Genomic DNA, 10,042 nt, shown 5'->3' with positions numbered 1-10,042 from the left:
CAATAATTTAATAGGTCCGGTAATTATAGCGAGAAGGTCACACCCGTTCCCATCCCGAACACGGAAGTTAAGCTTCTCAGCGCCGATGGTAGTTGGGGGGTTCCCCCTGTGAGAGTAGGACGTTGCCGGGCAAAAGTAAAACCACAGAGAAACCTCTGTGGTTTTTAATTTATAGTTACATATCATTTTGCTTTTTTCTCCTTAAATCTACATCTTCACATATTAGAGATATATTGTAGATTCATCGAATTTTTCGATCTTCGACTAGATATCTAAGCTTATTGTTGTCGAATCAGATACCCGCTGTCTTTTTAAATCGGAATTTATTATCTATGTTTCCAATAACCTATATCTTCGATTTCATACACAGAGATTGCTAAGTGATATCTCTTCATATTTCATTTTTACTAATTATATTTTAATCATTGGGATTCATTAATAAAAAAATAAATTACTTACTTTTAATACTTAGCCATAAGAAACATTGTTTAAATGTATAGATTAAGTGAAAAATAATTATATAAAAGCTACAAACTAATCTTGAAACTAAAGACAAGAGTGGTATACTGAGTGCACGCAAATGTGTGTTAAATTATAGGAGGGCTTAAGGGAGTGTAGAAATGTTACATAATAGTATTGCGATGGTAATAATCATACTGGTTGTAAATATTGTGTATGTATCCTTTTCAACAACGAGAATGATTTTAACGTTAAAAGGGTATCGATATTTTGCTGCCTTTGTCAGTATGATTGAAGTTGTTGTTTATATTATAGGACTTGGTTTAGTGTTAGATCGCCTTGATCAAATTCAAAATATTATTGCCTATGCACTTGGATACGGAATTGGTGTAATGGTTGGCATGAAAATTGAAGAAAAGTTAGCCCTTGGGTATATTACTGTAAATGTAATTACAAAAGGGGATGATATAGATTTACCAAAATATTTACGTGACAATGGGTATGGGGTAACAACATGGAATGCGCAAGGTTTAGAAGGAGATCGCATGGCTTTACAAGTTTTGACTCCGCGCAAATATGAACTAAGATTGTATCAGACGATTAAAACAATTGATCCAAAGGCATTTATTATTGCATATGAGCCGAAAACAATTTATGGTGGATTTTGGGTGAAAGCAGTAAAGAGAGGAAAGTTGAATCAATGAGTGGAAGCAAGAAGCAATTTGAACTACTAGAGAATGAATCCATTTCTGATTGCCTCGCACGGATGGAAGCTGAAGGATACCAGCCTGTCAAACGTATAGAAAAGCCGATATTTCAAGAAGTAAACAAGAATGGAAAGAAAGAATTCGAACCAATTGCTCGTAAAATTATATTTGAAGGGAAAAAACAGCAATAAAAACCGAACGTTATTCAAAATAGATTATTAAATGTTCGATTTTTGATTGACAGTAATGTATCGTCCCTGTTAAGATAAAAGAGGAAAAAATAAATACCCTCATATATCATGGGAATATGGCCCATACGTTTCTACCCGATTACCGTAAATAATCGGACTATGAGGGAAAGTAGATATTTTGGGACGTATGTTCGAATATGTTTTCGAATATAAATTTGTCTTTACAAGCCCAGATGGCCTGCTTTCTCTCAACAAGAGGAGCAATGCTATCTGGCTTTTTTATTTTAGAGACGGAGGGATTGGATGAAAACCGAAGTCGGCGTCATCATGGGAAGCGTTTCGGATTGGGAAACGATGAAATATGCTTGTGATGTACTAGATGAACTTGAAATACCTTATGAGAAAAAAGTCGTTTCAGCACATCGAACACCAGATTTAATGTTTCAATATGCTGAGGAAGCAAGAGATAAAGGGATAAAAGTGATTATAGCTGGGGCAGGGGGCGCAGCCCATTTACCTGGTATGGTTGCAGCAAAGACCACCTTACCTGTAATTGGTGTTCCTGTACAGACGAAGGCGCTGAATGGTTTAGACTCATTATTATCGATCGTGCAGATGCCCGGCGGTGTCCCTGTTGCAACTGTTGCGATTGGTAAAGCTGGGGCAACGAACGCAGGACTTTTAGCTGCGCAAATATTATCAACAATGAATGATGTAATTGCAGAAAGATTACAAGCAAGACGTGAGAATATTGCAAAATCTGTACTAGAAAGCAGTGATCAACTTGGATAGAAAAGTCATTTTACCAGGGAGCACTATTGGTATTATTGGCGGAGGACAATTAGGAAGAATGATGGCATTAGCTGCTAAGCAGGCAGGATTTCGTATTGTCGTATTAGATCCAGCATTTAATTCTCCATGTGGCCAGGTTGCAGATGAGCAAATTGTTACAGATTATGACGATTACGATGGACTCCGACAATTGGCGGATAAGTGTGATGTCATTACATATGAATTCGAAAATATTGATTACGAAGCCTTGAAAAAATTAACTGGCATCGCTTATATTCCTCAAGGCGCAGAGCTCATACGGATCACACAAAATCGAATTATAGAAAAAGATACTCTTGTTCGTTCAGGAGTTCAAGTTGCACCGTATGAAGCGATTTATACTTATGAAGATTTAATAGGAGCCATTTCACGCATTGGCTATCCGTGTATTATAAAAACGGCTCAAGGTGGTTACGACGGTAAAGGCCAAATGACATTAAAATCTGATGATGATATACAAGCGGCAGCACCGCTCATTGAGCATGGTCCTTGTGTGCTTGAGAAAATGATAAATTTTGAAAAAGAGCTTTCTGTCATTGTGGCACGAAATGAAACACGTGCAATGACATGCTTTCCTGTTGTTGAAAATATTCATTTTGAACACATTCTCCATAAAACTATTGCACCAGCGAGAATAAATAGTACCGTAGAAAAAGCCGCGAAAGCAATTGCTGTAAAAATTGCGCAATACGTAGATCTTATTGGAACTCTAGCAGTAGAAATGTTTTTAACTAGTACTGGCGAGGTTTATGTCAATGAATTAGCGCCAAGACCTCATAATTCAGGACATTATTCAATTGAGGCTTGTAATATTTCGCAATTTGGACAGCATATACGTGCGATCTGTAACTGGCCATTACAAGAAATTGAACTTTTAAAGTCAGCAATAATGGTTAATATTTTAGGCCAGCATGTTGACAATCTCAATAAACAAATTCCGTATCAATCTGCTTGGTTCATCCATCTGTATGGAAAAGATCAAGCGAAATACCAAAGAAAAATGGGGCATGTTACAATTTTAACTGAGGATGTCGAAACAACTTTAGACATGCTCAATCAAACGGGCATTTGGAAAGATGTAAAGAAGAAATCGGAGGCATTTATACATGATTGAACGTTATACAAGACCTGAAATGGGCTCAATTTGGACAGATGAAAATAAATATAAGGCATGGTTAGAAGTTGAAATTCTTGCATGTGAAGCATGGGCTGAATTGGGAGAGATTCCAAAAGAAGATGTTAAAAAACTGCGTGAAAATGCATCTTTTGATATTAATCGCATTCAAGAAATTGAACTAGAGACTAGACATGACGTAGTTGCTTTTACAAGAGCCGTTTCCGAAACATTAGGGGACGAAAGAAAATGGGTTCATTACGGCTTAACGTCAACAGATGTTGTAGATACTGCTCTTTCTTATTTATTAAAACAAGCAAACCAAATTATTTTGAAAGACATTGAGAATTTCATTGAAATTTTAAAGAATAAAGCATTGGAACATAAATATACCGTTATGATGGGAAGAACCCATGGAGTGCATGCAGAACCAACTACTTTTGGTCTAAAACTTGCTCTTTGGTATGAAGAGATGAAGCGCAATCTTGAGAGATTCAAACAAGCAGCAAAGGGAATTGAAGTAGGAAAAATCTCTGGGGCTGTAGGAACATATGCCAATATAGATCCATTTGTTGAAAAATATGTTTGTGAGAAATTAGGTCTTCAGCCTTCTCCAATTTCAACACAAACTTTACAACGCGATCGTCATGCACATTATGTTGCGGCACTATCGCTAATTGCAACATCAATTGAAAAATTTGCAGTTGAAATTCGCGGGCTGCAAAAAAGTGAAATCCGTGAAGTTGAAGAATTTTTCAATAAAGGACAAAAAGGCTCTTCTGCTATGCCACATAAACGTAATCCAATCGGCTCTGAAAATATGACAGGACTTTCAAGAGTTATTCGCGGACATATGATTACGGCGTATGAAAATGTGGCATTATGGCATGAACGTGATATTTCTCATTCATCCGCAGAAAGAATTATTTTACCAGACACAACGATATTGGTGAATTATATGTTAAATCGTTTTGGAAATATTGTGAAACAGCTAACTGTTTATCCAGAGAATATGAAGAGAAATATGGAAAAAACACTTGGTTTAATTTACTCACAAAGAGTGCTACTTGCGTTGATTGATAAAGGGATGGCACGCGAAGCTGCTTATGATACTGTACAGCCAAAAGCAATGGAATCATGGGAAACACAAGTTCCATTCCGTACACTGTTAGAAAAAGATCCAATCATTAAGGAAAAATTATCTGAGTCTGAATTAGATGATTGCTTCGACTATCATCACCATTTAACACATGTTGATACGATTTTTGACCGATTGGGATTACATGAACCGGGGAAATAAATTCCCGGTTCCAACAAGGGGGAAATATAATGCTTGTTTATGAAGGAAAAGCAAAGCGGTTATATGAGACAGAGGATGAGCACGTGCTATTAGTTGAATATAAAGATTCTGCAACAGCTTTTAATGGAGTAAAAAAAGCAGAGATTGATGGGAAAGGTCAACTAAACAACGAGATTACAAGTCTAATATTTCAATGGTTAGATCAAAAAGGTGTTAAGAGTCACTTTATTCGTAAAGTTTCAGAGCGCGAGCAATTAGTGAAACGAGTAACTATTTTACCGGTAGAAGTTGTACTGCGGAATGTTGTTGCGGGAAGCATGGCAAAAAGGCTTGGTTTAGAAGAAGGAACTCCTTTATTATCACCGATTGTTGAGTTTTATTATAAAAATGATGATTTAGGGGACCCGATAATCACAGAAGATCATGCATTATTGTTAGAAATAGCTAGTGAAGAAGATCTTCAATTTTTGAGAGAACAAGCACTGATTGTAAATCAAGCATTGCAGCAATTATTTTCTGACATTGGGGTACGTCTTATTGATTTTAAACTAGAATTTGGCAGAGATGAACAAGGCAGCATTTTACTAGCGGATGAAATTTCTCCAGATACTTGCAGACTTTGGGATAAAGAAACAAATCAGAAATTAGATAAAGATGTATTTCGCAGAGATTTAGGGAATTTAACAGATGTTTATCAAGAAATATTAAAACGCTTGAGAGGAGAAATTTCCCATGTATAAAGTGAAGGTATATGTGACTTTACGTGAACGTGTATTAGATCCACAAGGGATAGCGATTAAGCAATCCTTGCAGCAATTATCTTATCCTGAAGTGCAAGAAGTAAGAATCGGAAAGTATATGGAATTAACAGTAGAGAAATCTGATCGTAATATTGATGATACTGTAAAAGAAATTTGTGCGAAATTATTAGCAAATCCTGTTATCGAAGATTATCGCTATGAAATCGAGGAGGTAGTTGCACAGTGAAGTTTGCATGTGTCGTATTTCCTGGATCTAACTGCGATGTCGATATGTATCACGCTATAAAAGATGCCCTTTCTGAAGAGGTAGAATATGTTCGCCATGATGTATCGAACTTAGATCAATATGATGGCATATTGCTGCCGGGAGGATTTTCATACGGTGACTATTTACGATCAGGTGCGATTGCACGTTTTTCCAATGTGATGCAAGCTGTCATAAAAGCAGCTAAGGAAGGAAAACCTGTTTTAGGCGTTTGTAATGGTTTTCAAATTTTGTTGGAATCAGGACTGCTTCCAGGTGCAATGTTAAGAAATAAACAGCTTCAATTCATTTGTAAAACAGTGCCATTAAAAGTTATAAATGCTAATACGATGTTTACTTCAGCATATGAAGAAAATGAAATTATTCATATTCCTGTTGCACATGGTGAGGGGAATTACTATTGTGACGAAGAAACATTGAAGCAATTACGCGAAAATCAGCAAATTGTATTTACTTACGAGGATAATCCTAATGGGAGTATTTTGAATATTGCCGGTATTACGAACGAAAGTGGCAACGTATTGGGGATGATGCCGCATCCTGAAAGAGCAGTAGAGGAGCTGCTTGGTAGTGAAGATGGTTTACGATTATTCAAGTCAATTGTGAAAAACTGGAGGGAAACCAATGTCGTTACTGCTTGAGCCAAATCCGTCCGAAATTAAATCTGATAAAATCTATCGCGAAATTGGTTTAACAGATGAAGAATTTGCAATGGTTGAAAAGATTTTAGGAAGAACGCCAAATTATACAGAAACAGGTCTTTTTGCTGTTATGTGGTCGGAGCATTGCAGCTATAAAAATTCAAAACCAGTTTTGAAGAAATTCCCGACAAAAGGCGAACATGTATTACAAGGTCCTGGCGAAGGTGCAGGCATTATTGATATCGGGGATGGATTAGCAGTCGCATTTAAAATTGAAAGTCATAATCATCCTTCTGCAATTGAACCGTATCAAGGTGCGGCTACAGGTGTCGGTGGAATCATTCGTGATGTTTTTTCAATGGGAGCAAGACCGATTGCTTTGCTAAACTCTTTGCGCTTTGGAGAGTTAGAAACTCCGCGTGTAAAACATTTGTTTAAAGAGGTTGTTGCTGGTATTGCTGGTTATGGAAATTGCATCGGAATTCCAACAGTTGGAGGAGAGGTTCAATTTGATCCTTGCTATGATGGCAATCCTTTAGTAAATGCTATGTGTGTCGGTTTAATTGCACATAAAGATATTCAAAAAGGTCAAGCTCGCGGAATTGGCAATACAATTATGTATGTCGGGGCGAAGACAGGGCGAGACGGTATTCATGGCGCTACATTTGCATCGGAGCAATTAAGTGATCAATCAGATGAAAAAAGACCTGCCGTTCAGGTAGGCGATCCTTTCATGGAAAAATTACTGCTCGAAGCATGTTTAGAACTTATTCATTCGGATGCGCTTGTAGGAATTCAAGATATGGGGGCTGCCGGATTAATTAGCTCATCATCTGAAATGGCTAGTAAGGCTGGAGTTGGACTTATTATGAATCTTGATGATATTCCTCAACGAGAAACAGGGATGACGCCATATGAAATGATGCTTTCTGAATCCCAGGAAAGAATGCTAATTGTAGTGAAAAAAGGAAGAGAACAGGAAATTATTGATCTCTTTTCGAAATATCAATTGGAGGCTGTCTCAGTAGGAACAGTAACAGATGATAAAATGTTGAAATTATATCATCATCAGGAACTAGTTGCTGAAGTGCCTGTAGATGCTTTAGTTGAGGATGCTCCAGTATATCACAAACCATCAAGGGAGCCTGAATATTATCAAGAATTCCAGCAAATGGATATTGGTGTACCGCAAATAGATAATGTTACGGAGACACTTCTCAATTTGTTAAAGCAGCCGACAATTGCAAGTAAAGAATGGGTGTATTCCCAATATGATTATCAAGTTAGAACGAATACGATTGTTACTCCTGGGTCAGATGCAGCAGTTGTTAGAATAAGAGGGACGAAAAAGGCATTAGCGCTGACGACCGATTGTAATAGCCGCTATGTTTACCTTGATCCAGAAGTTGGCGGAAAAATTGCAGTTGCTGAGGCTGCCCGCAACTTAATCTGTTCTGGAGCACAACCATTAGGAGTAACTGATTGCTTAAACTTTGGAAATCCTGAAAAGCCTGAGATTTTTTGGCAACTGGAAAAGGCGGCTGATGGGATGAGTGCTGCTTGTCTGGAGTTAGAAACTCCAGTAATAGGAGGAAACGTTTCTCTTTATAATGAGACATTGCAGAGGAAAGCTGATACAGGCGAGTTGGAGGCGCAAGCAATATATCCGACACCTGTTGTTGGTATGGTCGGTTTAATTGAAGATGTAAACCATATTACAACGCAAACGTTCAAATCAGCAGGGGATGCAATTTATATAATTGGGGAAGCAAAAGCAGAATTTGCAGGTAGTGAACTACAAAAACTTCTCACAGGAACTATTAAAGGAAAACCACCTGTCATTGATTTAGCAATTGAAGCAACAAGGGGTAAACAATTGCTAGAAGCGATTCGTGCTGGAATCGTAGCAAATGCGCATGATATTGCTGAAGGTGGATTAGCAGTGGCGTTGGCAGAATGTTTAATTGGCACAGAACAACTAGGGGCAGAAGTAAAAGTTTCAGGGGATGCAGTTATACAATTGTTTAGTGAAACACAATCACGATACGTTGTTTCAATCAAACAAGATGACCGTGAAGCATTTGAGCAATATGTAGATGATGCAATCTTTATTGGAACAGTAACGAACAAAGAGGAATTGATTATTAAGGGAGAAAATGAACAAATTTATGTTCACGTAAGTAAGCAAGAATGTGAAAATGCTTGGAAAGGAGCTTTACCATGCTTGCTGAAATAAAGGGGTTAAACGAAGAGTGCGGTGTGTTTGGAATTTGGGGACACAAAGACGCTGCACAATTAACATATTATGGTCTTCATAGTTTGCAACATCGTGGTCAAGAAGGTGCGGGTATTGTTGTAAAAAATGTTGATAGATTACAAGGAGTTAAAGGGGAAGGTCTTGTTACCGAAGTTTTTACAGCAGAAAAGTTTAAAGATTTAACAGGGAATGCTGCTATTGGTCATGTTCGGTACGCAACAGCAGGTGGCGGTGGGATTGAAAATGTCCAGCCGCTGCTCTTTCGCTCACAGAATGGTAGTTTAGCAGTGGCACATAACGGAAATCTTGTGAATGCTCAATCTTTAAAACATCAACTAGAGTCACAAGGCAGTATATTTCAAACGACATCGGATACGGAAGTACTTGCGCATCTTATGAAAAGAAGCGGATTTTCAGCAATTAAAGACCAAATGAAAAATGCCTTAACAATGCTAAAGGGAGCGTATGCATTTCTCGTAATGACAGAAACAGAGATGCTTGTCGCATTAGATCCGAATGGATTACGTCCATTATCGATTGGTCAACTAGGTGATGCCTATTGCGTTGCGTCTGAAACATGTGCATTAGATATTGTTGGTGCTGAATTTATTCGCGATGTTCGGCCAGGTGAATTAATTGTTATTAATGATCGCGGAATACAATCTGAACCGTTCACATATTCAGCATCTAGTGCAATTTGCACGATGGAATATGTATATTTTTCAAGACCGGATAGCAATATCCATGGCATTAACGTTCATGCTGCCCGTAAAAATATGGGAAAATTTTTAGCGAGGCAAGCAAATATAGAGGCAGATGTCGTGACAGGCGTTCCTGATTCCAGTATTTCTGCGGCTATTGGCTATGCGGAAGAGACGGGGATTCCATATGAAATGGGGTTAATTAAGAATCGTTACGTTGGGCGGACGTTTATTCAACCATCACAAGCGCTAAGAGAACAAGGGGTAAAAATGAAACTGTCTCCAGTTCGCGGAATTGTAGAAGGAAAACGAGTAGTTATGGTTGATGATTCAATTGTAAGAGGAACAACAAGTCGGAGAATTGTCGCAATGTTAAGAGAGGCTGGTGCAACGGAAGTTCATGTATGTATCAGTTCACCGCCAATGAAAAACCCATGTTTTTATGGGATTGATACATCAACACATGAAGAATTGATTGCATCAAATCATAGTGTTGAGGAAATACGGGAAATGATTGGTGCTGACTCGTTAACCTTTCTATCAGTCGAAGGCATGCTCGAAGCTATTGGCAGACCTGCCATTAACGAAACATGCGGTCAGTGTCTAGCTTGCTTTACTGGCAATTACCCAACTGAAATTTATGCTGACACTGTACTTCCACATGAAAAAGAACTTGTAAAAAAATAGAGAATGAAAACTTATGATAGCAAGGCATCTTACCGTAAATGATGATGGGAAGTAAGGTGTCTTGTGAATTTTAGAAGATTAATAAGGTAGAGATGGTTCAACAGCAAATAAATAATCAACATAAAAGC

Annotated in this window: 10 protein-coding genes, 1 rRNA gene and 1 riboswitch; all 11 genes read left to right on the top strand. The window is 37.9% G+C overall.

All coding sequences use genetic code 11. The annotated features are described in order from the left end of the window. The first annotated feature begins 15 nt into the window (after positions 1–15). The 11 genes from rrf to purF all read left to right on the top strand — a co-directional run bounded on the left by rrf (position 16) and on the right by purF (position 9,914). A 5S ribosomal RNA gene (rrf, locus tag G4D61_RS15325) occupies positions 16–131 on the top strand. A 489-nt stretch (positions 132–620) separates the two neighbouring features. Then, positions 621–1,163: a DUF2179 domain-containing protein gene (locus G4D61_RS15320; RefSeq protein WP_025731144.1), complete on the top strand. Its 543-nt coding sequence runs from the start codon at positions 621–623 to the stop codon at positions 1,161–1,163. Continuing rightward, positions 1,160–1,357 (top strand): NETI motif-containing protein, encoded by a 198-nt coding sequence (locus tag G4D61_RS15315; protein WP_025731143.1) that lies wholly within the window; start codon positions 1,160–1,162, stop codon positions 1,355–1,357. The genes G4D61_RS15320 and G4D61_RS15315 overlap by 4 nt, the downstream gene beginning before the upstream one ends. Before the next feature lie 79 nt (positions 1,358–1,436). Then, positions 1,437–1,537, top strand: a riboswitch (purine riboswitch). Between the two features lie 123 nt (positions 1,538–1,660). Beyond that, the gene (gene purE, locus G4D61_RS15310; protein WP_025731142.1) at positions 1,661–2,149 is read left to right on the top strand and encodes a 5-(carboxyamino)imidazole ribonucleotide mutase; all 489 of its coding nucleotides are present in this window, start codon (positions 1,661–1,663) and stop codon (positions 2,147–2,149) included. After that, entirely contained in the window at positions 2,142–3,302 is a 1,161-nt protein-coding gene (gene purK, locus G4D61_RS15305) for a 5-(carboxyamino)imidazole ribonucleotide synthase (protein ID WP_035354538.1), read from the top strand. Before purE ends, purK begins: the two co-directional genes overlap by 8 nt. Further along, the gene (gene purB, locus G4D61_RS15300; RefSeq protein WP_025731140.1) at positions 3,295–4,602 is read left to right on the top strand and encodes an adenylosuccinate lyase; all 1,308 of its coding nucleotides are present in this window, start codon (positions 3,295–3,297) and stop codon (positions 4,600–4,602) included. Before purK ends, purB begins: the two co-directional genes overlap by 8 nt. Before the next feature lie 29 nt (positions 4,603–4,631). Continuing rightward, positions 4,632–5,342 (top strand): phosphoribosylaminoimidazolesuccinocarboxamide synthase, encoded by a 711-nt coding sequence (purC, locus tag G4D61_RS15295; protein WP_025731139.1) that lies wholly within the window; start codon positions 4,632–4,634, stop codon positions 5,340–5,342. Continuing rightward, complete coding sequence (gene purS / locus G4D61_RS15290; RefSeq protein WP_025731138.1) at positions 5,335–5,589, top strand: phosphoribosylformylglycinamidine synthase subunit PurS; 255 nt, start codon at positions 5,335–5,337, stop codon at positions 5,587–5,589. The genes purC and purS overlap by 8 nt, the downstream gene beginning before the upstream one ends. Next, positions 5,586–6,269: a phosphoribosylformylglycinamidine synthase subunit PurQ gene (gene purQ, locus G4D61_RS15285; RefSeq protein WP_025731137.1), complete on the top strand. Its 684-nt coding sequence runs from the start codon at positions 5,586–5,588 to the stop codon at positions 6,267–6,269. Before purS ends, purQ begins: the two co-directional genes overlap by 4 nt. Beyond that, the gene (gene purL / locus G4D61_RS15280) at positions 6,253–8,505 is read left to right on the top strand and encodes a phosphoribosylformylglycinamidine synthase subunit PurL (protein WP_025731136.1); all 2,253 of its coding nucleotides are present in this window, start codon (positions 6,253–6,255) and stop codon (positions 8,503–8,505) included. Before purQ ends, purL begins: the two co-directional genes overlap by 17 nt. Then, positions 8,490–9,914 (top strand): amidophosphoribosyltransferase, encoded by a 1,425-nt coding sequence (purF, locus tag G4D61_RS15275; RefSeq protein WP_163174287.1) that lies wholly within the window; start codon positions 8,490–8,492, stop codon positions 9,912–9,914. Before purL ends, purF begins: the two co-directional genes overlap by 16 nt. Positions 9,915–10,042: the final 128 nt, after the last annotated feature.

Origin of the sequence: Heyndrickxia ginsengihumi (genome assembly GCF_011008565.1) — a bacterium.
GTDB lineage: Bacteria > Bacillota > Bacilli > Bacillales > Bacillaceae_C > Weizmannia > Weizmannia ginsengihumi.
Note: the sequence above shows the minus strand (reverse complement) of the source record. Positions and strands in the feature narration are given on the sequence as shown.